General features: G+C 73.6%; 21 protein-coding genes. 14 read left to right on the top strand and 7 right to left on the bottom strand.

Annotation, left to right across the window (positions count from 1 at the left end; genetic code table 11):
- Window positions 1-6: 6 nt before the first annotated feature.
- The 4 genes from ACPA54_RS27500 (at window position 7) to ACPA54_RS27515 (ending at window position 3535) form a co-directional block, all read left to right on the top strand.
- Window positions 7-825: an IclR family transcriptional regulator gene (locus ACPA54_RS27500; protein WP_423534068.1), complete on the top strand. Its 819-nt coding sequence runs from the start codon at window positions 7-9 to the stop codon at window positions 823-825.
- Complete coding sequence (locus tag ACPA54_RS27505) at window positions 822-2027, top strand: alanine racemase (protein ID WP_423534069.1); 1206 nt, start codon at window positions 822-824, stop codon at window positions 2025-2027. Before ACPA54_RS27500 ends, ACPA54_RS27505 begins: the two co-directional genes overlap by 4 nt.
- An 85-nt stretch (window positions 2028-2112) precedes the next feature.
- The gene (locus ACPA54_RS27510; RefSeq protein ID WP_423534070.1) at window positions 2113-3114 is read left to right on the top strand and encodes a sugar kinase; all 1002 of its coding nucleotides are present in this window, start codon (window positions 2113-2115) and stop codon (window positions 3112-3114) included.
- A 40-nt stretch (window positions 3115-3154) separates the two neighbouring features.
- Window positions 3155-3535, top strand: coding sequence for a RidA family protein (locus ACPA54_RS27515; RefSeq protein ID WP_423534071.1), 381 nt, complete (start codon window positions 3155-3157; stop codon window positions 3533-3535).
- A gap of 205 nt (window positions 3536-3740) precedes the next feature.
- Here the strand turns inward: ACPA54_RS27515 and ACPA54_RS27520 are convergent, their stop codons facing one another.
- Entirely contained in the window at window positions 3741-5705 is a 1965-nt protein-coding gene (locus ACPA54_RS27520) for a glycerophosphodiester phosphodiesterase (RefSeq protein ID WP_423534072.1), read from the bottom strand.
- 147 nt (window positions 5706-5852) lie between these two features.
- Window positions 5853-7268, bottom strand: a complete 1416-nt coding sequence (locus ACPA54_RS27525; protein ID WP_423534073.1) for an amidase — start codon at window positions 7266-7268, stop codon at window positions 5853-5855.
- Window positions 7269-7519: 251 nt separating this feature from the next.
- On the opposite strand from ACPA54_RS27525, the gene ACPA54_RS27530 reads away from it, so the two are divergent.
- The 4 genes from ACPA54_RS27530 (at window position 7520) to ACPA54_RS27545 (ending at window position 12256) form a co-directional block, all read left to right on the top strand.
- Entirely contained in the window at window positions 7520-8764 is a 1245-nt protein-coding gene (locus ACPA54_RS27530; RefSeq protein ID WP_423534074.1) for a CaiB/BaiF CoA transferase family protein, read from the top strand.
- Between the two features lie 160 nt (window positions 8765-8924).
- Entirely contained in the window at window positions 8925-10400 is a 1476-nt protein-coding gene (locus tag ACPA54_RS27535; RefSeq protein WP_423534075.1) for an OB-fold domain-containing protein, read from the top strand.
- Window positions 10401-10402: 2 nt separating this feature from the next.
- The gene (locus tag ACPA54_RS27540; protein ID WP_345680411.1) at window positions 10403-11596 is read left to right on the top strand and encodes an acetyl-CoA acetyltransferase; all 1194 of its coding nucleotides are present in this window, start codon (window positions 10403-10405) and stop codon (window positions 11594-11596) included.
- Window positions 11597-11800: 204 nt separating this feature from the next.
- On the top strand, window positions 11801-12256 hold the full coding sequence (locus ACPA54_RS27545) for a MarR family winged helix-turn-helix transcriptional regulator (RefSeq protein ID WP_423534076.1): 456 nt from the start codon (window positions 11801-11803) through the stop codon (window positions 12254-12256).
- Window positions 12257-12303: 47 nt separating this feature from the next.
- Here the strand turns inward: ACPA54_RS27545 and ACPA54_RS27550 are convergent, their stop codons facing one another.
- The gene (locus ACPA54_RS27550) at window positions 12304-12906 is read right to left on the bottom strand and encodes a hypothetical protein (protein WP_423534077.1); all 603 of its coding nucleotides are present in this window, start codon (window positions 12904-12906) and stop codon (window positions 12304-12306) included.
- Window positions 12907-13256: 350 nt separating this feature from the next.
- Here ACPA54_RS27550 and ACPA54_RS27555 point away from each other — a divergent pair, with 350 nt between their 5' ends.
- Entirely contained in the window at window positions 13257-13715 is a 459-nt protein-coding gene (locus tag ACPA54_RS27555; RefSeq protein ID WP_423534078.1) for a hypothetical protein, read from the top strand.
- Window positions 13716-14071: 356 nt separating this feature from the next.
- Here ACPA54_RS27555 and ACPA54_RS27560 read toward each other — a convergent pair whose 3' ends face one another.
- Window positions 14072-14434, bottom strand: coding sequence for a DUF6401 family natural product biosynthesis protein (locus tag ACPA54_RS27560; RefSeq protein WP_423534079.1), 363 nt, complete (start codon window positions 14432-14434; stop codon window positions 14072-14074).
- A gap of 79 nt (window positions 14435-14513) precedes the next feature.
- Here ACPA54_RS27560 and ACPA54_RS27565 point away from each other — a divergent pair, with 79 nt between their 5' ends.
- On the top strand, window positions 14514-14720 hold the full coding sequence (locus ACPA54_RS27565; protein ID WP_423534080.1) for a hypothetical protein: 207 nt from the start codon (window positions 14514-14516) through the stop codon (window positions 14718-14720).
- 62 nt (window positions 14721-14782) lie between these two features.
- On the opposite strand, the gene ACPA54_RS27570 is transcribed toward ACPA54_RS27565, so the two are convergent.
- Window positions 14783-15865, bottom strand: a complete 1083-nt coding sequence (locus ACPA54_RS27570; protein WP_423534081.1) for a rod shape-determining protein — start codon at window positions 15863-15865, stop codon at window positions 14783-14785.
- A gap of 365 nt (window positions 15866-16230) precedes the next feature.
- Here ACPA54_RS27570 and ACPA54_RS27575 point away from each other — a divergent pair, with 365 nt between their 5' ends.
- Complete coding sequence (locus ACPA54_RS27575; protein ID WP_423534082.1) at window positions 16231-17862, top strand: PP2C family protein-serine/threonine phosphatase; 1632 nt, start codon at window positions 16231-16233, stop codon at window positions 17860-17862.
- Window positions 17863-18045: 183 nt separating this feature from the next.
- Here the strand turns inward: ACPA54_RS27575 and ACPA54_RS27580 are convergent, their stop codons facing one another.
- On the bottom strand, window positions 18046-19500 hold the full coding sequence (locus ACPA54_RS27580; RefSeq protein WP_423534083.1) for a DNA-binding protein NsdB: 1455 nt from the start codon (window positions 19498-19500) through the stop codon (window positions 18046-18048).
- Window positions 19501-20824: 1324 nt separating this feature from the next.
- Here ACPA54_RS27580 and ACPA54_RS27585 point away from each other — a divergent pair.
- The gene (locus ACPA54_RS27585) at window positions 20825-21892 is read left to right on the top strand and encodes an aminoglycoside phosphotransferase family protein (RefSeq protein ID WP_423534084.1); all 1068 of its coding nucleotides are present in this window, start codon (window positions 20825-20827) and stop codon (window positions 21890-21892) included.
- Window positions 21893-22069: 177 nt separating this feature from the next.
- On the opposite strand, the gene ACPA54_RS27590 is transcribed toward ACPA54_RS27585, so the two are convergent.
- On the bottom strand, window positions 22070-22552 hold the full coding sequence (locus tag ACPA54_RS27590; RefSeq protein WP_423534085.1) for a hypothetical protein: 483 nt from the start codon (window positions 22550-22552) through the stop codon (window positions 22070-22072).
- Window positions 22553-22715: 163 nt separating this feature from the next.
- On the opposite strand from ACPA54_RS27590, the gene ACPA54_RS27595 reads away from it, so the two are divergent.
- Window positions 22716-23825: an NAD-dependent epimerase/dehydratase family protein gene (locus ACPA54_RS27595; RefSeq protein WP_423534086.1), complete on the top strand. Its 1110-nt coding sequence runs from the start codon at window positions 22716-22718 to the stop codon at window positions 23823-23825.
- A 59-nt stretch (window positions 23826-23884) separates the two neighbouring features.
- Window positions 23885-25090, top strand: a complete 1206-nt coding sequence (locus ACPA54_RS27600; RefSeq protein ID WP_423534087.1) for a CaiB/BaiF CoA transferase family protein — start codon at window positions 23885-23887, stop codon at window positions 25088-25090.
- The last annotated feature ends 109 nt before the right edge of the window (window positions 25091-25199 follow it).

The raw sequence follows: 25199 nt of genomic DNA on the forward strand, positions 1-25199 counted from the left end.
CCGCCGATGACGAATCCCGCCCGTCCGCGCACCGGCGTGTCCGTGACCGCGATCGGCGACCGCAACCAGTCCGCGTCGCTGCGCCGCGCACTGCTCGTCCTCGAGCACGTCCGCGACCACGCCGGGCACGCGCCCGGGCTCACCCTGACCCAGATCGCCGAGGCGCTCGACCTGTCCAAGAGCACCGTGCTGCGCCTGGCCACCCCGCTGCTCGACGCCCAGTTGCTGACCCGCGACCGGGAATCCGGGCACTTCCGGCTCGGCTCGGGGGCGCTGGCGCTCGGGCAGGCCTACCTGGCCGGGCTCGACCTGCGCACGGTCGCCTCCGACGAGGCGCACCGGCTGATGCGCGAGTGGGGCGGCACGGTGCACCTGTGCGTCCCCGACGCACCGCACGTCGTCTACATCGACAAGGTCGAGAACGAGACCCAGGTGCGGATGGCGTCCCGGATCGGCTCCCGCGCGCCGATGTACTGCACGGCGGTCGGCAAGGCCATGCTCGCGTGGCTGCCCGAGGAAGCCGTCGGCACGGTGATCGCCGCCGGCCTGCCCGCGATCACCGCCCGCACCCTCACCGAACCCGACGCGCTGCGGGCCGAGTTGGCGCGCATACGGACGCGCGGCTACTCCGTCGACGACCGCGAGAACGAACCGGAGGTGCGCTGCGTGGCAGCCCCGATCTTCGACCACGACAACACGGTGACCGGAGCACTGTCGCTCTCCGGCCTGACCTCGCGCGTCACCGCCGCGCGGGTGCGCGACCTCGGCCCGGCCGTGGCCGCTGCCGCACAGCGCGTGTCCCGGACGCTGGGAGCGACGCGATGAGCGGCCTCGGCACGTTCGACGGCTTCGACAAGGGCCTGTGGCTGACCGGCGACGCCGTTCCGGAAGCCGACCTGACGTCCGGCGAACTCTCGCTCTTCGACGGTCCGTTCACGTATCCGGTGATGGTCGCCCGGCAGTCCGCGCTGGGCGCGAACATCGCCACCATGGCCGCGTACACCCGCCGCCACGGCATGCTCTTCGCACCGCACGGCAAGACGTCGATGGCACCCAAGCTGTTCGCCTCCCAACTCGCCGCCGGGGCTTGGGGCATCACCGTCGCCACGCCCAACCAGGCACTGGCCGCGCGGAACTTCGGGGTACCGCGGCTGCTCCTCGCCAACGAGGTGCTGGATCCGCGCGCCCTGCGCTGGATCGCCGCGCAGGTCCGCGACGGCGCCGAACTGCCCTTCTACGTCGACTCCCCCGAGGGCGTGGCGGCCGCCGCGCGCGCGGTCGCGGAGGTGCCCGGCGGCCGGCTGGACGTGCTCGTGGAGCTGGGCCGGCCGGGCGGCCGCACCGGCTGCCGCTCGACCGCGGAGGCCGTGGCGCTCGCCCGCACCGCGGCCGACGCGGGACTCGGCGTGGCGGGCGTCGCCGGATACGAAGGCGGACTCCCCGACGCCGACGCCGTCACCGCATGGCTGCACGAGCTGGTCGCGGTCGGCGACGCCGTCGCGGCGATCGCACCGGGCAAGCCGGTCGTCTCGGCGGGCGGCAGCGCGTGGTTCGACGCGGTCGCAGCGGTGCTCGGCGGACTGCCGGACCGCACGGTGATTCTCCGCAGCGGCGCGTACGTCTCGCACGACGACGGCTACTACCGGCGCGTCACGCCCTTCGTCCGGCACCCGGACGAGGGCACCCTCGACGGCGCCCTCGACGTGTGGGCGCAGGTCCTGTCCGCGCCGGAGCCGGGACTCGCGATTCTCGGAGCCGGGCGCCGCGACGTCCCCTTCGACCTGGACCTGCCCCGGCCCCGCGGCATCCGCGGCGCGGACGGCACCGTCCGCCCGGCGGGTGCCATGGCGGTCGTCAAACTGGACGACCAGCACGCCTACGCGGAGACCCGCGGCACCGACGTCCGACCGGGCGACCTGGTCCGCCTCGGCATCTCGCATCCGTGCACGGCGTTCGACAAGTGGCGGGTCATTCCGGTCGTCGACGACGCGTACCGGGTGACCGACGTGCTGCGCACCTACTTCTGATGCCGTTCCACCGGCTGCCCCTCGGCGTCCGCTCTGCCGCTGCGGCGCCGGCCACGCAATTCTTTCGCAAGAGACGGGGATTCGGATGAACAGCCACGGCGGTCCGTTCGACGTGGTGACGCTCGGCGAGACGATGGCCTTGCTGAGCGCGCCGCGGATCGGCCCCCTCAGACACGCCCGCAGCCTGGACGTCGCGGTCGGCGGCGCGGAGTCGAACGTCGCGGTCGGGCTGACCCGACTGGGGCTGCGGGTCGCCTGGCTCGGGCGCATCGGCGACGACGAGTTCGGGCGTCTCGTGCACGGCACCCTGGCCGGCGAGGGGGTAGACGTGTCCGGGGCGGTCGTCGATCCCGGGGCACCGACCGGGCTCATGGTGAAGGCCCGACGCACCAACACCTCGACCGAGGTGACGTACTACCGGGCCGGCAGCGCCGGTTCGCGGCTGTGCCGGAAGGACGTCGACGCCGCGCTGCTGCGCGGCGCCCGGGTCCTGCACGTCACCGGGATCACCCCCGCGCTGTCCGCCTCGGCGCGGGACGCGGTGGACGCCGCGCTCGCCGAGGCGGACCCCGGCACCCTGGTGTCGGTGGACCTGAACTACCGGCAGGCGCTGTGGGCGCCCGCCGACGCCGCGCCCGTCCTGCGGCGCTTGGTGGAACGCTGCGACGTGCTGTTCGCGACCGAGTCCGAAGCCCGCCTGGTGCTGGGCGACCCGCGGGCGGGCTCCGGCGCCGACGGCCCGTCGCCCGTGGAACTCGCCGTGCAGCTGGCCGATTTGCCGGGCGGCCCGCGGCAGGTGCTGCTCAAGCGCGGCGCGCGCGGCGCGGTCGCGGTGGTCGACGGCGCCGTGTACGAGGCGCCGCGGCACCACGTCGAGGCGGTCGACCCCGTGGGGGCGGGCGACGCGTTCGCGGCGGGCTACCTCGCCGAGCTGCTGGCGGGGTCCGACGTACCGGCCCGGCTGGCGACCGCCGCCGCGGCGGGTGCGTTCGCCGTGACCGTCAGCGGCGACTGGGAGGGCCTCCCGCGCCGCGACGAACTGGCGCTGCTGCAACTGCTGGACGCAGACGACGCCGTCGTCCGCTGATCACCGACCCGCACAAGAGAACGCAAGGAAGAGAAGGCACATGACCCGCATCGAACTCCGCAGCACCGGCGCGCCCGCCCCGGGCGGCACCTACTCGCAGGGCATCGACGCAGGCGCGTTCGTGTTCACGTCGGGGCAGGGCCCGAACGACCCGGAGACCGGCAAGCCGGTCGGCGACGACATCCGCACCCAGACGCGGCGGACGCTGGACAACCTCAAGGCCGTCCTGGCCGAGGCGGGGCTGGACTTCAGCCATGTGGTGAAGGTGACGACGCACTTGCAGCACCTGCAGCGCGACTTCGCCGGCTACGACGAGGTCTACCGCGAGTACTTCGAGGAGCCGTACCCGGTGCGCACGACGGTCGGGTCGGATCTGATGGGCATCCTGGTGGAGATCGACGTGGTGGCGCAGCGGCCGTAGGGCACCGGCCCGGGCCCCGGGCCGAGCGGAGCCGAACGCCGGGCGGCCGCCTCCCGACGCACGTCGCGTCGGGAGGCGGCCGTCTTCGTCGTGCGGCTCGTGTGGCTTGTTCGGGTTGTTCGGGTTGTTCGGGTTGTTCGGGTTGTTCGGGTTGTTCGGGTTGTTCGGGTTGTTCGGGTTGTTCGGGTTGTTCGGGTTGTTCGGCTTACCGCGCCGCGAGCGTGTTCGCGTCCGCGACGACGGTCTTGGCCGCCGCGGTCGGGATGCTGCGCCCGGCCTGGTTGTCCGCCCACTGCGCGATCTGCTTCCAGTGGCCGTGCGCGAGCATCGTGGTCAGGGTCGCGACCGCGTTGTCGTCGGCCTTGGAGGTGAGGATGACGTGCGCGAGGCCGGTCGGGGTGACCGCGACGGTGAACGCCGCGGAGGCGGTGGCCTTGCCGCCCGCGCCGGTCGCCTCGGCGCGCAGCGTGTGCGGGCCCGCGGGCAGCGTCCGCAGGTCGAGGGCGGTTCCGTCGGCGAGCGGGGTGCCGTCGAGGGTGAGCACGGTCGTGTCGGCGCCGGTGGCGGCCGCCCCGGCGAGCGGGGTCTGGGCGCGGTCGAGCGTGGCCCCGTCGGCGATGCCGGTGATGCGCACGGTGGGCGCGGCGGGCGGCTGCGGTGCCGGGCGCTGGAGGAAGGCCGAGTTCCAGCCGGCGAGTTCCGCGGGCCGGTTGGTGATGACCCCGTCCACGCCGGCCGCTTCGAGGGACTGCCAGCGGTTGGCCGCGTCGACCGTCCACACCATGAGCGCGACTCCGGCCTTGTGCAGGTCGGCGATGACGCCCGGCCGCGCGGACAGTGCCGCGTCGGACGGGTTGTAGGCGGCCAGGCCGAGTTCCGCGGAGATCGCCACCGGGTCGGCGTCCAGCGTGCTGCGCAGCAGGCCGCGCGGCAGTTCGGGCGCGAGGTCGCGGACGTGGCGCAGCGCGTCGACTTCGAAGCTCTGCACGAAGACCCGGTCGGTCATGCCGTGGTCGCGGATATCCTGGACGATACGGGCGACTTCGTCGCGGGTGTGGGCGCCCTTGATCTCCAGCAGGAGTTTCCCGCCGCGGGTGCGGAGGTCGTCGAGTTGCGCGGCGAGGGTCGGGATACGGGCACCGGCGTACTGCGGGGCGAACCAGGATCCGGCGTCCAGGGCGGCGAGTTGCGCGGCGGTGAGGCCCCGGATCGCGCCGGTGCCGTTGGTGGTGCGGTTCACGGTGTCGTCGTGCAGGACGTGCGGGATGCCGTCCTTGCTGGGCTGGACGTCGTTCTCGATCCACTCGGCGCCGGCCCGGCGGGCGACCTCGTCGGACGCGAGCGTGTTCTCGGGGGCCGCGGACGAAGCACCGCGGTGCGCGATGACGGTGAGCGGCGAACCGGCCGGGCGCAGGTACCCGCCGGGCGCCAAGGCGGTGATCCGGACGTCGTCGAAGGCCACCTTGGCCCCGTTGACCAGCAGGGCTTGGCCGCCGTCGGCGGAGCGCTGGACGCGGGTGGTGCGCAGGACTTCGCGGCCGTCGAAGAACCAGCGCGCGGTGCTGCCGTGCACCTCGACGGCGACCTTGACGTCGCGTCCGGTGCCGGCCGCGGCGGGTGCGGAGCCGGTGTCGGTGACGTTCCAGGCGTTGGCGGCGGTGCGCTGGGCGAACTCGATGCCGTTGGCGGCGGTGGTGCCGGTGCGCATGGTGGCGATCGACCAGGGGACCGCGCCGTCGGCGGGGACGTCGAGGCCGAGTGCGGTCCAGCGGGCCGCGTCGGCGGCGGTTTCGAAACGGGCGGTGGCCTCGAAGCGGAAGTCGGCGAGGTGGCGGCCGAAGGTGATGCGGCTCTGCTGCCCCGAGGACGTGGAATTCCCGTACAGGCGGCCGCCGCTGACGGCCCATTGGCCTTCCACGGCGGTCCAGCCGTCGGGCAGGCGGCCGGACGAGAAGTCCTCGTCCACCACGACGTCGCCGGGCTTGGGCGCGGTCTTGGGCGCGGTCGCAGACGGGGCGGCGGCGGTTGCGGAGGCATTGTCGGGGACGTTTTCGGGGACGTTCTCGGGGGCGGCGGCCGCGACGGTGAGCGGCAGGACGGCGGCGGCCAGCACCGCCGCGCCCAGCATCGTGGCCCGGCGGGAACGGGCCGGGGTGTGCGTGATCGGCATGGCCGCGACGCTAGGAAGCCGAGGTCAACGCCCGGCGACGCGGCGGCCAAGCCCCCGGCAACGCAGATCGACGTCTTTTGCTCGTCGATTACCGGCAGATGACTGCCTCCTTGCCAACTGCGGTGCCGGGGGGCTGTGCGGGACTCGTCAGCGAGCGGCGGGCGCCGCCGGCAGTACGTCGCCGTCCAGGAGCTGGCCCGCGAGCCGGAACAGCACCGCTTCGTCGCCGTAGGCGGCGGCCAGCTGCACCGACATCGGCAGCCCCTCGGGGGTGCGCCCGCCGAACGGGACGGCCGCGGCGGGCTGCCCGGTGACGTTGAAGAGGCTGGTGAACGCGGCCATCCCGCGCATGCCCTGGAGGGTGGCCGCGGCGTCGCCGTTCGGGTCCAGGCGCCCGAGCGGCGGCGGGGTCACGGCCATCGCCGGGGTGAGCAGCACGTCGATGCCGTCCATGAAGCGGGCGATGAGCCGTCCGGTGGCGTGCATGCGCTCGATGCCGTCGAGGTACTGCGGCAGCGTGATCTTGCGGGCGTGGGCGACGACGATTGCGGTGGCCCCGTCGAGGTCGTCGTCGCGCAGGTCGCGGCCGAGTTCGGCGAGGCGCTTGTCGACGGTGCGGGCGGTGTGCGGGCCGCTGACGGCGGCGACGATCTCGCCGGGCCGGACCAGGTTCGCGGGCCAGGAGAGCTGTTCGATGCGGTGGCCGAACGAGGCGAGGCGGGCGGCGGCGTCCGCGGCGGCGCGGCGGCACGCCGGGTCGACCTCGACGGCCGGGTCGGGGGCGTCGACGAGCAGGCCGATACGCAGCCGGCCCGGGTCGGCGCCGACCTCGTCGCGGTAGGGGCGGCGCGGTGCGGGGGCGGCGTACGGTTCGCCGGGTGCGGGCGCGCCGAGGATGTCGAGGAATGCGGCGCTGTCGCGCAGGCTGCGGGTGACCACGTGGGCGCCGGACAGTCCGGCCCACGCGTCGGCGGTGTCCGGGCCGAGGCTGACCCGGCCGCGGCTGGGCTTGAGGCCGAAGAGGCCGCAGCAGGCGGCCGGGATCCGGATCGATCCGCCGCCGTCGGTGGCGTGCGCGAACGGCACGATGCCGGCGGCGACCGCGGCGGCGGAGCCGCCGCTGGAGCCGCCGGTGCTGTGCGCCGGGTTCCAGGGGTTGTGCACGGCGCCGGTGAGGCCGGGTTCGGTGCTGGTGCCGAAGCCGAATTCCGGGGTGCCGGATTTGCCGAGGATCGCCGTGCCGGCGGCGCGCAGCCGGGCGACGACGGTGCTGTCGTGGTCGGCGGGGGCGGCGTCGGCGAACAGCCGGGAGCCGTTCTTGGTGGGGAGGCCGGCGACGTCGCAGCCGAGGTCTTTGATCAGGGTCGGCACTCCGGCGAACGGCCCGCGCGCGTCCGCGGCACGGGCCTGGTCCTCGGCCGGGGTGACGACGGTGTTGAGGGCCTGCCGGTCGGCCAGCACGGCGAGTGCCGCGTCGAGGACTTCGGACCGGGTCACTTCCCCTTTGGCGACCAGTGCCGCGATGCCCGTGCCGTCCAGCTGCGTGTACTCGTCCGCGCGCAATTCCGCTCCTCCCGCCGGGCCCCCGTGGGAAGGACGCTAGGCGAAGACGGAGGAAAAGTGCAGGGGGCACACAGTCGCGCGGGCCCCGTGCGTGCCGTCCGTCACGCCCGCTCCCCCTGCTTATCTGACTCTCCGTCAGCTATGGTGGCAAAGCAGGGTGGACACCCCTGACGCGGCCCACTCCACCCCGGAAGGCGCTGGTCAGGGGGCTCATCCCGGCGGAACGCGGCACCACCATGGACGGAGACACAATGCGCGTCGGAGAGGTCGTTGGCGCCGACCGGACACGGTACGGCAAGCCCCTGGACGGGATCCGGGTCCTCGCCATCGAGCAGATGCAGGCCCTGCCCTTCGCGACCCAAATGCTCGCGCGCTTCGGCGCCGAGGTGATCAAGGTCGAATCCCCCGGAACCGGTGATTCCGGCCGCGGCTCGCTTCCCGCGATGTCCGACCCGGACGGCCGCAAGGTCGGAATCACGTTCCTGCGCAACAACCTCGGCAAGCGCAGCATGACCGTAGACCTCAAGAACCCCGAGGGCCTCGCCCTCGTGCGCGAGCTGGCCAAGAAGGCCGACATCGTGTGCGAGAACTTCAAGGCCGGCGTCGCCGCCCGCCTCGGGCTCGGCTACGAGGACATCAACAAGATCAACCCGCGGGCGGTCTACCTCTCGGTGTCCGGCTTCGGCAACACCACCGAGACCCCCTACGCGGGCTGGCCCGCCTACGCCCCCGTCGCCGAGGGCATGGCCGGACTCTACGAGTTCAAGCGCACTCCCGGCGTCGCCCCCACCGTGTCCCCCCTGGGCGCGCTCGGCGACACCGGCTCCGCGCTGTTCGCGATCATCGGCGTGCTCGCCGCCCTGCGGCACCGCGACGCCACCGGCGAAGGCCAGTACGTCGACATCTCCATGTACGACGCGATGGTCGCGCTCAACGACGCCGGCCTCAGCTACTGGTCGATGGGCATGAAGGACCCCGGTCTCGCGCCGCTCATCAACCACTCGTTCAAGGCGTTCGACGGCTACCTGATCATCCAGTGCGGCCGCCCGCACATGTTCAAGGGCCTCGCCGAACTGGTCGGCCACCCCGAGTGGGTCGACGACCCGCGCCTGGCCGGTCCGCAGGACTGGTTCAACCACATCGAGGACGTCATCCGCCCCGGCATCGAGAACTGGGCCGCGGACAAGACCCGTCTGGAGGCGTGCGCCGCGCTCAGCGCGGTCGGCGTCGCGTCCGGCCCGGTCTACAACCCCGGCGACGTGATCGACGACGACCACATCAAGAACCGCAACATGGTCGTCGAGATGTCCCGCACCGACGGCAACCCCGAGCCGGTCCTGTCGCCCGGCAACCCGGTCAAGCTGTCCAAGATGGCCGAGGGCCCGGAAACCCGCGTCCCGTGGCTCGGCGAGCACACCGAGGAAATCCTGCGGGACGAACTGGGGTTGTCCGAAGAGGAGATCACCCGGCTCGCGGCAGTCGGCGCCACCGGCTGACAGGGGCCGGCACCGACCGGCACAGTACTGCCGAACAAACGCACGGCCTGAGCACACGCACAGCTCTGATCGGAACTGCTGGAATGCGACGACTCGGCGGGCCACGCTGCGGGGCCCGTACCGCGAGCGTCGACGAGCGGAAGTGACGGTACCGACCACGATGACCACACCGAACCACGGAGGCGCCGTGCGCGGCATCCTGGGCTACGGCGCGTACCTGCCGTACCGCCGGCTCGACCGCAAGGGCATCGCCCCGGTCGCGGGCACCGGCGGCGGCCGCGGCACCCGCACCGTCGCGTCGTTCGACGAGGACACCACGACCCTCGGCGTCGAGGCGGCCCGCAACGCGCTGCGCGACACCCCCGGGGCCGCGCCGCGTTCGCTGCTCTTCGCCACGGTCGCGCCCGCCTACGCGGACCGCACCAACGCGACCGCCATCCACGCCGCGCTGCGCCTCGACGGCGGCGTGCCCGCGATCGACGCGACCGGCTCGGTCCGCTCCGCGGCCGGCCTGCTGCGCCTGGCCCTGGACGGGTCCGGCAGTGCCCTGGTGATCGGCGCGGACATCCGCGGCGGCCTGCCCGGCAGCGGCGACGAAGCAGCCGGCGGCGACGGCGCCTCCGCGCTGCTCGTCGGCTCCGACGCGGACGGCCCGGTCCTCGCCGAATACCTCGGCGGAGCCAGCGCGACGGCCGAGTTCGTCGACCGGTGGCGCACCCCCGGCGACACCCGGTCGAAGCTGTGGGAGGACAAGTTCGGCGAGAACCAGTACCTCGCCGCGGGCCGCACGGCGTGGACCGACGCGCTCAAGGCCACCGGCCTGACCGCGGACCAGGTCGACCACGCCGCGGTTGCGGGCCTGCACGCCCGCGCCGTGGGCGGCCTCGGCCGCAAGCTCGGCGTGCGCGAAGGGGTGCTCGCGGACGACCTCGCCGCGACCGTGGGCACCACCGGCGCCGCACACCCGGGCGTGCTGCTGGCGTCGGTGCTCGACTCCCTCGCCGGCACGGAGGCGGCGGTCGGCAAGATCGTCGCCGTGGTCGTGCTGTCCGACGGCGCCGAGGTGTTCCTGTTCCGCACCACCGAAGCGCTCGCCGCGCACGCCCCGTCGCGGCCGGTCGCCGCGCAGGTCGCGGGCGGCGCGCCGATCGCCTACGGCAAGTTCCTCGCGTGGCGGGGCACCCTCCAGGTCGAGCCGCCGCGCCGCCCGGAGCCCGCCCGCACCTCGTCGTCCGCCGCGGTCCGGTCCCTCGACTGGAAGTTCGGCTTCGTCGGCTCGCAGGACCGCAGCTCCGGCGCGGTGCACCTGCCGCCCGCCCGCGTGTCGATGCGCGGCGGCACGGTCGACGACATGGACGCGATCCCGATGGCGGACTCTGTCGGCACCGTGAAGACGTTCACGATCGACCGGATGGCCTACTCGCCGTCCCCGCCGGTCGTGTTCGCGGTCGTCGACTTCGACGGCGGCGGGCGCCTGCCGATCGAACTGACCGACATGGACGCCGACCAGGTCAAGATCGGCGACCGGGTCGAGCTGACGTTCCGGCGCATCGGCACCGCGGACGGCATCCACAACTACTTCTGGAAGGCCCGCCCGGTGCGGACCGCTTCCTCCGAGTCGGCGCAGGAGGCCTGACCATGGGATCCCACGGCATCAAGGACCGCGTCGCCATCGTCGGCATGGGCTGCACGCCCTTCGTCGAGGCCTGGGACAAGGGCACCGACGACCTGCTGATCGACGCCGCGCAGGACACGTTCAAGTCGGCCGGCATCGCCAAGGACGACATCGACGCGTTCTGGCTCGGCACCGCGCAGACCGGCATGAGCGGCATGGTGCTGTCCAAGCCGCTGCAGCTGCAGAACAAGCCGGTCACGCGCGTCGAGAACATGTGCGCCACCGGGTCGGAAGCGCTGCGGCAGGCCGCGTACGCGGTCGCGTCCGGCGCCTACGACGTGGCGATGGCGATCGGCGTCGAGAAGGTCAAGGACGGCGGCTACCAGGGCCTCAACGCCTTCCCGGTGCCCGGCGACGGCACCGCCCGCACGCTGACCGCGGCCGCGATGTTCTCGATGGTCGCGCCCGCGTACGGGCACAAGTACGGCGTCTCCGAAGAGGAGATGCGCTCGGTCCTGTCGCACATCGCGTCGAAGAACCACTACAACGGCGCCCGCAACCCGCGCGCGCAGTTCCGCAAGGAGATCGCCCCGGAGAAGATCTCCGCGATGCCGAAGCTCGCCGGCCAGCTCGGCGTCTTCGACTGCGCGGGCGTCGCGGACGGTGCCGCGGGCGCGATCGTGGTGCGGGCCGAGGACGCGTACAAGTACACCGACAAGCCGCTGTTCATCAAGGCGCTGTCGATGGTCGCGGGCAACGGGTCGGGCGTCATCGACCCGGACTACGACTACACGACGTTCTGGGAGATCGCCGAGTGCGCGCGCGACGCGTACGCCCAGGCCGGGGTCACCGACCCGCGCAACGAGATCGCGATGGCGGAGGTGCACGACTGCTTCACGCCGACCGAACTCGTCCTCATGGAGGACCTGCAGTTCGCCGACCGCGGCACCGCGTGGAAGGAGGTCCTCGCGGGGGCCTTCAACCTCGACGGCCGGCTCCCGGTCAACCCGGACGGCGGCCTGAAGTCGTTCGGACACCCGGTCGGCGCGTCCGGCCTGCGCATGATGTTCGAGGCGTGGCTCCAGATGCGCGGCGAGGCCCCGGCCGAGCGGCGCATCCCGGAGACCGGCCGCAAGCTCGCGCTGACCCACAACCTGGGCGGCTACCCGGGCGAGATGGTGTCGTTCATCTCGATCCTCGGCAACGAGCTGGGCTGACCCTCCGCCGCAGCACGCGGCACGCAGCACCGGAAATCCCGTCCGCAAGGGCGGGATTTCCGCATGTCAGGGGGTCTTTGGCGGGGCCCGGCGGCGGTGGTTGACTTGAAGCCGGGTTGAACTCCTAGGCTCGGCTGGACCGGGTGCCGAAGCCGGGGGAGCCGCCGGGACGGCGGCCGGCGCCAACGAAAGGGGCGTGCGATCGTGAGCGTCAAGCATTATCCCGCCGAGGTGCTTGCCACCCAGCCCATCGGCTTCTGGACGGGCACCGCGGACCGCGCCATCGTCGCCTACCTGCGCCGCACTCTCGCCAAGGAGCAACTCACGCTCCCGCAATGGTGGTCGCTCCACCAGATCGCCGCCTTCCCGGGCCACTGGACCTGGGACACCCTCGCCGCCCGCCTCGCCCCGTTCGCCTGCCCCGGCATGGAATTCGGCCCGGTCTTCGCCGGACTCGTGGTCCGCGGCTGGGCCGACGACCGGGACGGCGCCGTCCGGCTCACCGCGGCCGGCGACGCCGGATTCGCCAAGGCCCGCGCCCGCATGGAGAAGGCGCACGCCCGCATCCGCGACGGGATCACGGAAGCCGAGTTCGTCGCCGCCGTGGACGTCCTGCGCCGCATGGTCGACAACGTGGGCGAGGACAGCGACCTGCTGTAAGTCCCGGCCGCCCGGCCCGGTCCGCTGCCCGGGTCCGTCTCCGCGCGCTATCCCGCGGTCTGCCCGCTCCCTTGTCCCGCCGGCTGTCCCGCCGACTGTCCGGCCGGCTGTCCGGTCGCCGCAAGCAGCCGGCTCTTGAGCCTCGCGAAGTCCGCCTCGTTGAACTCGTACGGCACCGTGCCCGCGTCCCCGTAATCGTCGTACGTCGTGTACGGCGTCACCGTCAGGCACACGAACCCGCCCTGCGCGTCCCGCCATTCGAGCCCGGCCTCGTAGCCCTTGTCCGGCGCCAGCGAACGGCACGGCACCGCGCCGTGGTCCGTGCCGAACACCGCGGTGATTCTCCAGCGCGCGGCCGGCGCCCCGCAGTCCACCGTCGCGGGCCGCGGCGCCGAGCCCATGAACCCGTCGAACGCGGCCAGGCAGGTGCCGACCTGGGCGTCGGGCTTCGGATCCGCGTCGTCCCGCAGCACGAACCGGTACACCGGATACGCCGCGGCCGCCGCCAGCACCAGCACCGACGCCCCGACCCGGAGCCCGCGGCGGCGCCCCGGCACGGCACGCCGCGGGGCACGGTGCCCGGCACCGGCATCGGACGGTGCCGGGGCGGGCGCGGGGTCGTACGGGCGTGCACTGGACGGTTTCACCATGCGTGTCTCCGGGGCGTTGCTGGGACTGGCGAATCGCGGGTGCGTCGTGCGGTAGCCCCGCACCCTATCCACGCCGCCCGGCACACGGAATGGTCTAAACCAAATTGATGCGCAGCGGTTTGCGCCCGGCGCCGAGCGGCATCCCCTCCGGCACCCCCGCCGCCTCCTCCGGCCGGTCGGAGGCACGGTCCGCAGGTCGGACTTCCGTCTGATCGGGCGTAGTTCTCAGGACTCACGCGCGAACCGCCTTGAAGCTGACGTGCAACCGGACTCCTCGCCGCAATCATGGAGAGAAAGGGGGCTGCGTCCGCGGCCTCCCGGCACACAGCGTCGCGAGGGAGACGTGCACCATGCTCAAATCGGTCCTGGTCGTCGGGGCGTCCGTGGCCGCATTGGCGGGGATCGGCGTGGTGGCCGGCGTGCCGATGGTGCACGGGTGGCTCGACGAACGCCACGAGCAGGAGGGCACTTACCCCACAGGCAAAGAGGCCAAGGCGGATCGCGTGGCCATGCCGGTGTGGCTGCCCGACGGGGCGACCGACGTGCATTTCAAATTCCGCACCACCGACGGCAACCGGATCCTGACCGCGCGGCTGCCGGACGGCAAGCTGCCCCCGGCGTGCGTGCCGGCTGCGGGGCACCACCGGCCGGGGCTCACCGCGGCGTGGTTCCCGCAGGGTGTGGTGCACAAAGAGACGGTGCGCTGCGGAAAATACTGGGGCTACACCGAGAAGAACACGTTGTACGCGTGGCAGCGGGACCGCGACGCGGGCAACGAACACGCGGCCGAACCGGTCCACCTGCCCTGACGGTTTCCCGCGGGAGATAACGCTTCCGGGCACCGGCACGGGCGGACTTCCACCGGTCGTGCCGGGGCACCGCTCGACATGCCGGTGCCCGGGCGGTCTGCCCGCACCCCTGTAGCGGGCAGCCTCGCAGGCAAACAATAGAACAGGTTCTATGGTTCGGGAAACCGACCGGTTCCGGTTCGTCCGGGCTTTTTCCCCAGGCAGGCTTACAGCGTAAGGCTGCCGGGCGCCTGCGGTTCGGGTCCTGCACCAATCCGCGGAATTTCCCGCGGAAATCGACGGGCTCTGCGGGCGGGATGATGCAGATTTTCCGGTATTTGCCGGTATTTTCCGTGGTTCCGCCGAAGGCGCCGCACTCACCGGCCGAGCAGGTCGTGCTCCCGGATCAGCCAGCAGATCGCGGTCAGCCGCAGTGCGGCGAAGTCGTAGCCGACGGGTTCGCGCCAATCGGCCTCGGCAAGGACGTCGGTGAAACCGAGGACGTAGTCGACAAGGTCCTCGCGGTCGACCGTGCGCGGCTTGGGGAGGGCCAGGACGGGCCCGTACGGCTGCGGACCGCGCTGCCCGGGGATCAGCGCATCGCACACCGCGGCGGCGTGCTGATCGACGGCCGCGACCAAGCCGGGATCGAAGGCGAACTCGGCCAGGCGCGGCGAGTACGCGGACGCTATCCCGGCCAGCGGCGAGCCGGGCTCGCCGGCGTCGGGGGATATGTCCACCAGTCGACTGTAACGCGGAGTATCGACACACCTCGCCGATTCCGCGATCCCGCACGTCCGCGATGCGAGCATCGGGAACATGACCGACCCCAACGCCTGGTACTTCTGCCTGAAGCACCACACCGCCGAGCAGGGCGCCGGATGCCGCGCCCTCGACCGCCTCGGCCCCTACCCGGACCGCGCCGCCGCCGAACACGCCCTGGAAAGCACGGCCGAGCACACGCGCGAAGAAGACGCCAAGGACGCCGCCTGGGAAGACGGCGCCGGGCCGGAGAGGCAAACCTGAGCCCCGCTCCCCCTCACCCCCGAGCCGAGCCCGGAACCCCCACCGGGCCCGGCTTACCCGCGCTACGCCACCGGCGCGAACTCGTCCGGCTCCCCGACCGGCTGCTCGCCGATGTCGACGCGCGACGGCTCCGGGTCCTTCGGCGTGCGGGCCGCGCCGCGGCCCTCGGCCAGCTTCGCCAGACCCATCACCACCCGCAGATGCGGATCGTCCGCCACGTGCACCGGCATCCCCGTCGCGGACCGCACCAGATCGTCCAGGCCCGGGATCAGCGCGCCGCCGCCCGTCAGGATGATGCCGCGGTCCGCCAGGTCGACCACCAGGTCCGGCGGCGACCGGCGCAGCACGCCGGTGATGCCGTCGATCAGCGCCGCCAGCGGCGTGCCGATCAGGTCGCGCACTCCCCCGGCGTCGATCGCGACGTTGCGGGCCAGCCCGCTGCCGACGTCCTTGCCGGTGACGGTCATCGGCTGCGCCTCGGCACCGCTCAGCCGCAGGTAGATGTCGCGCACGGCGCCGTTCGGCAGGATCACGCCGTGCTGGCTCAGCAGGTGCTCGGTAATCGCGTGCTCGATGGCGTCGCCGCCGACGTGCACGATCGTGGACGCCACCACCGCGCCCAGCGACAGCACCGCGATCTGCGACGTGGCCGCCCCCACGACCACGACCATCGCGGCCTCCGGCACGTCGACGGTCAGGCCGCAGCCGACCGCGGCGGCCACCGGGACGTCGACGAGTTCGACCCGTTTGATGCCCAAGCCCTGCATCGCCAGGGTCGCGGCGCGCCGGGTCAGCGGGCCGCTGTCGTGCGGGACCCCCACGATGGCCCGCATGGTGCTCGGAAGCCGCCAGATCGGCGCAAGCCGACGGCTCATCAGGTGGCGCAGCATCGACTGCGCCAGTTCGGCGTCCACGACGGTGCCGCTGGCGATGGGCCGGGCGACCCGGATGTGGTCGGGCGTGCGGCCGACCATCCGCGCCGCGACCGAACCGACCGCGACGAGGCTTCCGGTCCGCGTGTCGACGGCCGCCAGGCTCGGCTCGTCGACGGCGAGGCCGTGATTCTTGAGGTGGATACGTGTCCGTGACGCCCCCAGGTCCACGGCCACATGGCAACGCCGCATTGCGGCGGGATCGACTCCCACGGGATCCTCCCGTTCGGTACGACTCAGCACTCCGCCGCGGGCTGTGCGGCTTTGCGCCGCGGGACGTACTGCGGAACGAGATTCCATCCTGTGTCGGGACCAACCGGTCCGCGCGCCGACTGCGCCGTGCGGGTGACGCGCGCCGGGGGCGGCGGAGGGTCAACACCCGCCCGTGCAGCCGGTTCCGACCGGTGCCGGCCCCGAACGGCCCAGCGCGCCGGTCGATTCCGGTCACCGCCGCGGTTACTCCGGATGGGCGGAGCGCGGAACGCCCGAGCCTCCACCAATGTGGTGAAAACACCCCCGGCGCGCGGTTGCGTATGCGAGAGTCGGTGCGGCGGCACGGGACGGGCCAAGGCGGGTGCATGCACGAGCGGCCGGAGTTCGACGCGGCGGATCTGACGGCGATGATGTCAAGGGTGGCCCAGCTTCGCGCGCAGGTCGACGGCTTGCGGGACGGCTACGTGGCGCACCGGGCGAGCCGGAACGCGCACGTGTGCGAACTCCTCGCCGAGAGTCTCGAACAGTCCCTCGACCACCTCGCCCGGCTCTGCGCGCCGATACGCGACGACTCCCCCACCCGCGAGCACTCCGGGTCGGCGGCGCCCCGCCGCCCGGCCGGATCCGGCGGGTCGCCCGGCCCGGTGCCGGACGTGTTCCGGTCGCAGCGCTACCTGCGCCCGCGCCTGATCGACACCGTCGTCGGCGAGACGCTCCTCCCCGCCCGGCCGACCGCACCGCGCGACCTGCTGCTGCCGCCGGACGAACCGGTGCGCGGCCGCGGGCACGACGTCCACCCGTCGGTCGACCGCCCGCTGCCCGGCGGCGCCGAGCCGCCCGACGACGAGACCGCCGCCGACTCCGGCATCCCGCAGCAGCGCGGCAACGCCGGTCTCCTCGCCAGCGCCGAATGGCATCTCGACACCGACGAGATCCGCTGGTCCGACGAGATGTACGTGATCTTCGACCGCGACCCGATCTGCGGCCCGCTGCGCCTCGACGACCTGCCCCGCCACGTGCTGCCCGGCGATCTGCCCGCGGTGCAGGCGCTGGTGACCGGACTGCTGGAGGAACTCGTGCCCGTCGAGGGCGAGTTCCGACTGCTGCGCCGGGACGGCACGACGCGTTCGGTACATCTGGTCGGCGAGCCGGTGCTGAACGCGGACGGCACCCCGCGCAGTGCCTGGGCGATCCTCCGCGACGTCACCGAACTGCGGTGGACGCAGGCCGCGTTGACGGAGACCCGCGAGCAGTTGGTGGCGCAGCGGCAACTGGCGCGCGACGAGCACCGCATCGCGTCCCAGTTGCAGCAGGCGGTGATGCCGCGGTGGACCCGCGCCATCGCGCTGCCCGGGCTGCACGTCGCGACGCGCTACTTCCCCGCGGAGGCGACCGCACGCGTGGGCGGCGACTGGTACGACGGAATGGCGCTGCCCGACCGGACGGTCCTGGTCAGCCTCGGCGACATGGCCGGGCACGGCCTGGCCGCCACCGCGGGGATGACGACCCTGCGCAGCGCGCTGCAAGGCTTCGCCGTCACCGGGGCGTCGCCCGGCGAAATGCTGTACTGGCTCAACCGGCTGCTGTTGCACGCGCTGCCCGCGGAGGCGATCGCGACCGCGATGTGCGGGCGGTACGACCCGGAGCGCCGGGTGCTGACATGGGCGCGCGCGGGACATCCGGCACCGCTGCTGTTCCGCGGCGGCCGCGGCCGCGTGCTGCCCGCGCCCCAAGGCCTGGTGCTGGGTGCGCACGACGAGCCGGTGTACGAGGAAGCGCGGCTGGAACTGCGCGCCGGGGACGTCCTGTTGTGCTTCACGGACGGGCTCGTGGAGCGCCGCGGCCACGATATCGACGAGTCGCTGGACGGGCTGCTGGGACTCGCCCCGCTGATCGCCGAGGCGGACGCGCCGTCGTGTGTGGACCTGGTCGTCAGCCGCCTGGGCACCACCGACTACGAGGACGACGCGTGCGTGATGGCGCTGCGGGTCGAGTGAGTCGGCGGCACGCCGCCGGGTGAACCGGGTCGGGTGAACCGGGTCGCGTGGGCCGGGTCGCGTGGGCCGGGTCGCGTGGGCCGGGTCGCGTGGGCCGGGTCGCGTGGGCCGGCCGCCTTCGCGGAACGGGTGGATGCCCGGGCCCGCGTGGGGCCCGGGCGCGCCGCGGGATGCCGCTCGGGGTCAGGCCGTCGTCGGCCCGGACAGTCCGCCGCGTTCGGCGATCTCCTCGTGCAGGTCGCGAATTTCCGGGACGTCGGTGTAGCGCCCGGTGAGCTTGCGCATGTCGGTGAGCCGGTCCCAGGTGCGGTGCGAACTGACGTCGCGGGTGGCGTCGACGGCCATCCGGGCGTAGCGGGCGCCCGCGTCGGGCTGCCCGTCGATGAGGTAGGCCGAGGCCAGGGAGATCAGGTCGAACGTCTGCGACCGGGCGTGGCCTTGGGCACGCAACTCCATGGCCTTCTGGGCATGTTCCTGCGCGGGCCGGACGGCGGACGGGTCGGTTTCGGCGAGCGTCCGGTAGACGAGGGCCTGCATGCCGTGCAGGTCGGCGGTGTCGAAGAAGCCGACCCAGTCCGGGTCGTCCTGCGGTTTGCCCGTGGTGAACTCGCTCTCGGCGAGGCCGAGGGTGCGGCGGCAGGCGGCGCCTTGGCCGAGCGCGGCCTGGGCCCAGGCTTCGACGGTGCGGAACATCGCGCGGGTGGTGGCCGTGGCCCGGTCGCCCGCGGTGTGCTGGGCGAGTTCGATGAGGGCCAGGGCGTCGCGGGGCTTTCCGAGGTGCACCATCTGGCGGGCGGCCCGGGAGAGGGCCTCGGCGGCGCGCGGCAGGTCGCCGGCTTCGCGGGCGGCGTGCGCGCCGATGACGAAGTAGTTCTGCGCGGTGGGATTCAGGCCGACATCGTGGGACATCCAGCCCGCGAGCACCGCGAGGTTCGCGGCGACCGCCCACAGCCGCCGGGTGACCGGGGCCGGGTTGGCCGCGGTGAGCAGGTTGCCGACCTCGTTCAACTGGCCGACCACGGCCTTGCGTTGCAGTCCTCCGCCGCGGTTGGCGTCCCAGGCGCGGAACACCGTGACGGCGTGTTCGAGGGCGGCGACCTCGTCCGCGCCGACCGGCCCCGCGTCGACGGGCGCGTACGAGGCGCGGTTGCCGAAGCTGCCGCGCTGCGGTGGCGGGACGACCGGGCGGGGGCCGTCCCCGCCGAGCCAGCGGTCGAAGTTGGTGACCAGGACGGGGCCTGCGACCAGGGCGAATCCCGTACCGACGAAACCGCGCCGATTGAGCATGAGGTCCATTCCCGTGAACTCGGTCAAGGCGTCCACGGTGCGCTTGGTGCTCCACGGCAGTTCCTCGGGGATGGCGGGAACGTGGTGGCGGAGGCGCCCGGTGAGGCCCAGATCCTCGGAGGTGACGACACGTCCGAGTCGCTCGGTGAACAGCGCGGCCAGCACCCTCGGCACGGGATCGCGGGGGCACTCGCCGTCCTCCAGCCAGCGCCGCACCCGGGAGGTGTCGGTGGCGAGCTGGGGGTGCCCCATGCTCGCCGAGCGCCGGTTGACCAGCCGGGCGAGTTCGCCTTTGGACCAGCCTGTCAACGCGAACAGTTCCACCAGCTTGGTGTTGCGTTCGCGCCGCATGTGGCCCCGCCCCTCTTCCGGCCGCGGGCCGGCATCCGCTGTCTGATTCCGTGTGTGGTCCGAGTTGTCCGAACGGCGGACGGACCAGGGTCCGGTCCGCCGTCGGTGGTGTCCGCAGGATGGTGCGTCCGCGGTTCACGGCGAGCCCCCAGGCCGCTCGGCTTGACTCCGAGGCTAGTGCGGGGCGCGGAAGCGGAACCGGATTCGCCAGGGTTCGCCACGGTCCGCCACATGGATCACCACCCGGCGCCGACGGTGTCGTGGATGGTGGATCCGGTCCGTGGGCACCCACCCGCCGACGCGGCCGGGTCCACCACCGGGGTCCGCCCCGGGGGCCCGGGCGAGGCACCACACGGTACGGCCGAACCCGGCGGCCCACAACCGCGGTTCCGGCCACCCGGTCCGCGCGGACGGCGCGCACGGAGAACGCACCGCCCGCGCGGCACCGGGCACCGGCCGGAACCGGGCACGACAGGCACGGACCCAGACCGAGATCCACAGACCCGCACAGGAACAGACCCGCACAGGAACAGACCCTCAGACCACCGAGCGAGTACCAGCACAGGCACCTGTCAGCACCACGATCGGAACCACGGCACGGCACCGGTCCACCGGTGCCGGCGGCCGGGCCGGGGCGGCCCCCAGGACGCTCCGGCCCGGCCGCCGCGCCGGATCGTGCGGAGCCGCACCGCGGCCGTCGGCGTCGGGTCGGGCGAGGTGTCGGGCACTCCGGGAGCTTCCCGGGAGGCCCGCACCGCGCCCGGCCGGAAGCCGGCGGAGGCGGGCTCCGCAGGGCCGGTGCGGGGTGTGCATCCCCCGACGGCAACCGCGTCCGCGCGGCCGGGGGTGCGGTGCGGTCCCTCCCGCGGAGCGGAGTCTCCGGCGGGCGGGGCCGTCCCCGCCCCCCGGCCGGTCCGCGGGGCACCGGCCCGCCGCCGGCCGCACCCCGGCCGCCGTGTTCCGGTCGTCTCCCCCACGCCGGCCGACGGGTCGTCCCGGCGGACGGGGCCGCGGGGCAACCGCCTCGCGGCCGCGGCCGCCGGACGGCGCCCCGGTCCCTCGCGGACCGGGCGCCCGACCCGCCGGGCCCGCCCTGCTCCCCAGGGCGCGGCGCTCCCCCCGGCATCCCCCCGGAGCAGGAAGGTCCTCGATGTCACCCTCTCCCTCATCCCCCGGCCGCGGCACCGCCGGTGCCGCATCGGCGGCCCGGTCCGGTGCCCCGCGCGGGTCCGGCCACGGTCCGGCGGCAGCGCCCGCGCGGCGGCCCGCACAGCCCGACACACCGGGCCGGCCGAGCGGCCTGTCGGGGCCGCGCACACCGGGCATGTCCGCCGCGGATCCCGCGGGCCGGCGTCCGGCCGGGTCCGCCGCGGGGGCGTACTCGGCGGGCCGCGGCACCGCGCGCGAACCGGGGCACGGGGGCGAGTCCGGCGGGGGGCGGTCGATGCGCGAACCGCACGATCCGGGCCGTCCGGCCCGGGGCGCCGAGCCGCGCGGCGACCGGCGCGGCGTCTCGCCGGTGCCGCCCGCGGTGGTCGCCGCGGCGGCGGCCCGGGTGTGCCCGGGGTTCTCGGCCGGCGCGGTCATGCGGGTGACCCGCAAGTCGGTGCTGATGACCGGCTCGGTGGGCCGCAATCCGGTGGTCGTGAAGTACCTGACGGACGATTCGCCGGCCTGGACACAGCGGTTGCGGCACGAGATCTCCGCGTACCGGACGTTCACCCGGCAGCGGCCGCCGGTGCGGGTGCCGCGGCTGTTCGGCGCGGATCCGGAGCGCCGGGTGCTGGTCCTCGAGCACGTGCCGGGCCGGCCGGCCGCGGTGGAGCGCCACCCGGGGTCGGCGCTGGCGCGGGCGGACGTGCGGTCGGTGCTCCATGCGTTCGGGGCGCTGAACGCATGGAAGCCGCCGTCCGGCTCGTTCCAGGCCGCGTTCGACTACCTGCCGCGCGTGCAGCGCTACCACGCGCTGGGGCTGCTGACCGATCGGGACGCGACCGATCTCGCGCAGTTGATCCGCGGCCTGGCGCGGGCGCCGCTCCAGCTGTGCCACGGCGACGCGATGTTCTCCAACATCCTGCTGACCTCGCACGGCCCGGCACTGGTCGACTGGGAATTCGTCGGCTACCACCTGCCCGGGTACGACCTTGCCGTGCTGTGGTCGCTGCTCGCCCGGGATCCGCTGACGCGCCGTCACATCGGGCAGGTGGCTCAGCAGGGCGGGTCGTTCGCCCGCGACGCGTTCCTGGTGAACCTGATGCTCGTGCTGGTGCGGGAGATCCGCATCCACGACCAGGCCGCGGCGGGCGAGGAAGACCGGCGCCTGCTGCGCCGCCTCCACGACGACAGCACCACCGTGCGGCGTGCCGTGCGCGCGGCGGTGGGCACGCACTGAGCAACCGGCGCAGGGGGACCGCGCTGCACCGGAAGGGAGGGTGAGGCCTCAGGGAGACACGCGACTCGGGACGAACGGCCGGAAGGCCGGCGGGCTGCCATGGTCCGCCGGCCTTCCTCCGTGTCGGTGAAAGAGCGGTGCCGTGCGCGGGCGGCGCGGGTGGGCGGGGCGGGCGGCTCAGCCGCCGAAGGACTCCGCCGGGATGGGCTTGAGCAGCGCGAAGATGTCGTCGGTGATGGGGCGGTCCCACGAGACGATGCGGACCAGGACGCCGTCGCTGCGGTCGAATTCCACGCAGGCGAGGCGGCCCTCGGCGTACTTGACGCGGCGCACGATCAGCAGGCCGTCGTCCTGCATCACGGGGTGCTCCTCGACGGACAGCTCCTCGGGCATCTCCTCGTGGCCGAGGGCGGCGACGAGCTGCTGCGCCTCGATGCGGCCGACGCCGTCCTCGCGGGCCGGGGAGCCGGCCGGGAGATTGCCGACGAGCATGGCGGGGCCGCGTCCGGCCAGCAGGTCGTACCGCACGAAGATCCCCTGGCAGGAGCCGTCGGCTCCGGGCAGCATCGCGACGACCACCGACCCGGGCCAGTCGGTGAAGGGGATGGCGAGGACGTCGAAGTCCGGCCCGGCGGGCGGGCGGCGGCGCAGGAAACCCATGGCCCCATGCTACGGCGTGTGGACCGGCGCATTCGCGCCGAGGGCTGCCCGCGGATTGCCCGCCCGTCCCGCTTGCACCGGCATTGACCTGCGGATACGGTCACCCCGTCCGGGATGGTGACGAAGTCAAGGATCTGCCGGGGGCGGCGGAGGGGCGGAACGCGTGGGCGAGCGCATCCTGGTGGTCGGCGGCACGGGCCCGACCGGTGTCCCTCTGGTGCGCGGCCTGGTGGCGCGCGGACACGAGGTGACGATCCTGCACCGGGGTGTGCACGAGTCCGACGAGACGCCGCCGGAGGTGCGGCACCTGCATGCCGACCCGTACGACGAGGCGGCGGTCCGCGAGGCCGCGGCCGGTCCGGCGTTCGACACCGTGATCGCGATGTACGGGCGGCTGCGCCGCATCGCCGAGGCGTGGGCGGGCCGCACCGGCCGGTTCCTGTCGGTGGGCGGCGTACCGGCGTACCGCGGCTGGATGAACCCGGAGCTGGCCGGGCCGGGCGGGCTTCCGGTGCCGGTGGCGGAGGACGCGCCGCTGGTCGCGGACCCCGGGCAGGACGCCAAGGGCTACCGGATCGTGCGGACCGAGGAGGCGGTGTTCGCCCACCATCCGCGGGCGACGCATGTGCGCTACCCCTATGTGTACGGCCCGCGGCAACTCGCCCCGCGCGAATGGTGCGTGGTGCGGCGGGTGCTCGACGGGCGGCGCCGGATCGTGGTCGCCGACCAGGGCCTGACGCTGCATCACCACGGCTACACGGAGAACCTCGCGCACGCCCTGCTGCTGGCCGTCGACCATCCGGAGCAGTCCGCGGGGCGGATCTACAACGCGGCCGACGACGAGGTGCTGACGGTGCGCCAGGTGATCGACGTGGTCGCCGAGGCGCTGGGGCACACCTTCGAGGTGGTGTCGATGCCGTACGACCTCGCGGTGCCCGCCCGGCCGTTGCTCATGCAGCCCGCCCCCGAGCACCGGGTGCTCGACCTGTCGCGGATCCGCGCCGACCTGGGCTACCGGGATCTGGTGCCGCCGCGCGAAGCGCTCGCGCGCACCGCGCGCTGGCTCGCGGAGAACCCGCCGCGGCCGGGCGGCACCGAGGAGACGGTGCTGACCGATCCGTTCGACTACGCCGCCGAGGACGGGCTGATCGCCGCGTGGGAGGGCCTGCGCGCCGCACTGCCCGACATGGCGTTCGACCCGCTGCCGGGGTTCGGCCTGGCCTACAGCGGCCCGGGCGGACGGCCGCGCAGCAAGCCGGAGTTCACCGCCTGACGAACTCCGGCGCACGACCTTCTGTACCGACCGTCACGTGTACACGAAAGGGACTGCCCATGAGTGAGACCGGTCCGCTGCGGGGAATCCGCGTGCTCGATCTGTCGATTGCCGCGACGGGTCCGTACGCGGTCGCGCTGCTCGCCGACCAGGGCGCGGAGGTGATCAAGGTCGAGCGCCCCGGCATCGGCGACATCGCGCGCTGGGTGGGGGTGGCCATCGGGGGGACGAGTGCGCTGTTCGCGTCGTGCAACCGCGGCAAGCGGTCGATCGTCGTGGACGTGCACACCGAAGAAGGCCGCGACGTCGTGCGGGCGTTGGCCGCTACGTGCGACGTGGTCGTGCAGAACTTCCGGCCCGGCGTGGTGGAACGGTTGGGCCTCGGCTATGCGGACCTGGCAAAGGGCCGCGACGACCTGGTCTACGTATCGCTGTCCGGTTTCGGCCCGGAAGGCCCGTACGCCGGCAAGTCCGCCTACGACCCGGTGATCCAGGCCTACGCCGGCCTGGCCGTCAACCAGGCGGACGTGCCCGCCGACGGCGAACCGGAAATCCCGGTGTTCCTGCGCCAGTCCGCCGCCGACAAGGTCACCGCGCTGGTGGCGTCGCAGGCGATCACCGCGGCGCTGTTCGCGCGCGAACGCGGCCTGGGCGGCCAGCACGTGGAGCTGTCGATGCTGGACGCGGTGACGTCGTTCCTGTGGGTCGACGCGACGGGCAACGAGGTGCTGCTGGACAGCGACGGCAGCCGGAACTCCAGCTTCAACAAGACGCTGAAGCCGATCCGGTTCCGGGACGGCTGGGCGGTCGTCGCGCCCACGTCGGACGCGGACTTCGCGGGCATGTGCCGGGCGTTCGGCGTCGAAGGGCACGACGACCCGCGGGTCGCCACCATCGGCGAGCGCATGAAGCACCCGGAGTTGACCAGCGCGTTCGTGCAGCGCTGCTACAAGGCGGCGCTCGTCATGGACGTCGGCGCGGGCATGGCCGCACTGGAGGCGCAGCGGGTGCCGTGCGGGCGCGTGCTCGCGCCGGCCGAACTCCCGGACGACCCGCACGCGGTGGCGGTGGGCCTGTTCGAGGAATCCGTGCACGCCAAGGCCGGGCGGCTGCGCATGCCGCGGCATCCCGCGCAGTTCGCGGGCACGCCCGCGGCGCTCGGTGCGCCGTCGCCGCTGCTCGGCGAGCACACCGACGAGGTGCTCGCGGAACTGGGCATGGCGGACCGGATCACCGCGCTGCGTGCGGCCGGGGTCGTGGGCTGATCTTCAGGCCGGCCCGAAGGCGGGTCCGGAACCGACGGCCAGTAACGCTTGTACCCTGCACGCATATACGCGAAGGCCCGCCCGCGGTTCCCCGGGGCGGGCCTTCGCC

It is taken from the genome of Uniformispora flossi (genome assembly GCF_049534875.1).
GTDB classification, from domain to species: Bacteria; Actinomycetota; Actinomycetes; order Streptomycetales; family Streptomycetaceae; genus Yinghuangia; species Yinghuangia aomiensis.

Bases quoted from the DNA above. Each gene is read 5' to 3' on its own strand.
- ACPA54_RS27530 (WP_423534074.1), top strand. From the start codon at position 7,520: ATGCGCGTCGGAGAGGTCGTTGGCGCCGACCGGACACGGTACGGCAAG.
- ACPA54_RS27565 (WP_423534080.1), top strand. From the start codon at position 14,514: ATGACCGACCCCAACGCCTGGTACTTCTGCCTGAAGCACCACACCGCC.
- ACPA54_RS27510 (WP_423534070.1), top strand. From the start codon at position 2,113: ATGAACAGCCACGGCGGTCCGTTCGACGTGGTGACGCTCGGCGAGACG.
- ACPA54_RS27520 (WP_423534072.1), bottom strand. From the start codon at position 5,705: ATGCCGATCACGCACACCCCGGCCCGTTCCCGCCGGGCCACGATGCTG.
- ACPA54_RS27575 (WP_423534082.1), top strand. From the start codon at position 16,231: ATGCACGAGCGGCCGGAGTTCGACGCGGCGGATCTGACGGCGATGATG.
- ACPA54_RS27540 (WP_345680411.1), top strand. From the start codon at position 10,403: ATGGGATCCCACGGCATCAAGGACCGCGTCGCCATCGTCGGCATGGGC.
- ACPA54_RS27590 (WP_423534085.1), bottom strand. From the start codon at position 22,552: ATGGGTTTCCTGCGCCGCCGCCCGCCCGCCGGGCCGGACTTCGACGTC.
- ACPA54_RS27535 (WP_423534075.1), top strand. From the start codon at position 8,925: ATGACCACACCGAACCACGGAGGCGCCGTGCGCGGCATCCTGGGCTAC.
- ACPA54_RS27600 (WP_423534087.1), top strand. From the start codon at position 23,885: ATGAGTGAGACCGGTCCGCTGCGGGGAATCCGCGTGCTCGATCTGTCG.
- ACPA54_RS27515 (WP_423534071.1), top strand. From the start codon at position 3,155: ATGACCCGCATCGAACTCCGCAGCACCGGCGCGCCCGCCCCGGGCGGC.
- ACPA54_RS27580 (WP_423534083.1), bottom strand. From the start codon at position 19,500: ATGCGGCGCGAACGCAACACCAAGCTGGTGGAACTGTTCGCGTTGACA.
- ACPA54_RS27500 (WP_423534068.1), top strand. From the start codon at position 7: ATGACGAATCCCGCCCGTCCGCGCACCGGCGTGTCCGTGACCGCGATC.
- ACPA54_RS27585 (WP_423534084.1), top strand. From the start codon at position 20,825: ATGTCCGCCGCGGATCCCGCGGGCCGGCGTCCGGCCGGGTCCGCCGCG.
- ACPA54_RS27550 (WP_423534077.1), bottom strand. From the start codon at position 12,906: ATGGTGAAACCGTCCAGTGCACGCCCGTACGACCCCGCGCCCGCCCCG.
- ACPA54_RS27555 (WP_423534078.1), top strand. From the start codon at position 13,257: ATGCTCAAATCGGTCCTGGTCGTCGGGGCGTCCGTGGCCGCATTGGCG.
- ACPA54_RS27505 (WP_423534069.1), top strand. From the start codon at position 822: ATGAGCGGCCTCGGCACGTTCGACGGCTTCGACAAGGGCCTGTGGCTG.